At 74.3% G+C, this 910-nt stretch carries 1 protein-coding gene; it reads right to left on the bottom strand.

What is annotated here, in order from left to right:
• Window positions 1-34: 34 nt before the first annotated feature.
• Entirely contained in the window at window positions 35-619 is a 585-nt protein-coding gene (locus tag ABD844_RS47500; RefSeq protein WP_344894787.1) for a hypothetical protein, read from the bottom strand.
• Between the last annotated feature and the right edge of the window lie 291 nt (window positions 620-910).

The following is a 910-nucleotide window of genomic DNA, read 5'->3' on the forward strand; positions in this document are numbered from 1 at the left end:
CGGCGCTCCTCGCCGAGGTACGGCCGACATGCCGTCATCGAGGCGCGAGGCCGCCTCGGCGAGGTCCCGCCGCGCACGGTCGAGAACCGTCCCCTCGCACGACGTGCCTCGCGACGTTCCTCCTCCGTCGACCACGGCTGCCGTACGCCGGTGCCCGGTGGCCCCGCATCGCCCGCAGCGATTCCGCGAGCCGGGCCATGACCGGAGCAGCCGCGCGCCGGTCGCGTACGAGCAACTCCTCGAGGTTCTCCCCGCGAAGGTCCTCAACGATCGCAAGGTCCGCCGGGCTGTGGGCGCCGTCACCGTCGACGAGACGGATCGCCGGGACGCGGACGCCAAGCGCGTCCAGTCGCGCGTGCGCGGCCTGGAACAGACCGAGCCCGAGGCCGGGTGAGAACGGATCGGTGAGGTCGTCATCGCCCTCGACCGCCGGCCAGTGGTTCTCCGCGTCATCCCACAGGTAGGCGATCGCCGTGGTCGCGTCGTCCATCACCAGGCGGTAGACGCCCTTCTTACTGCCGCCCGTGACCCGCTCGATCGTCTCCAGCCGCCGCCCGCCGCCCAGCGCGGCCCGTGCCGCACCCGCCAACTGCTCCCGCGTCACCGCCCTGGGCGTCACGTCACGAACCGCCTCTCCACCACGACGACTCGCGCACCCTACGGGAGCACCGATGTGGGGGCAACGGGTTTGCTCCGGATGCGAGCACGCGCCGGCCCAGGTCCGCCACGAGGTCCAGACCCGCCTGAACGGGCCTGCCATGCCCGGCCCACGCACCGAAACCCACCTGAGCGTGCCTTCCGGCGTTATTACCCGGGGGAGGGGCACGGCCGGCTGGAGCGAGCCCTGGCCACCGCGCCCGGCCCCGCCCGCGGCCCTGCCCGCGGTCCGGCCCCGCCCGGCCCTGCCCGC

This window comes from Nonomuraea antimicrobica (assembly GCF_039536965.1).
Taxonomy (GTDB): Bacteria; Actinomycetota; Actinomycetes; order Streptosporangiales; family Streptosporangiaceae; genus Nonomuraea; species Nonomuraea antimicrobica.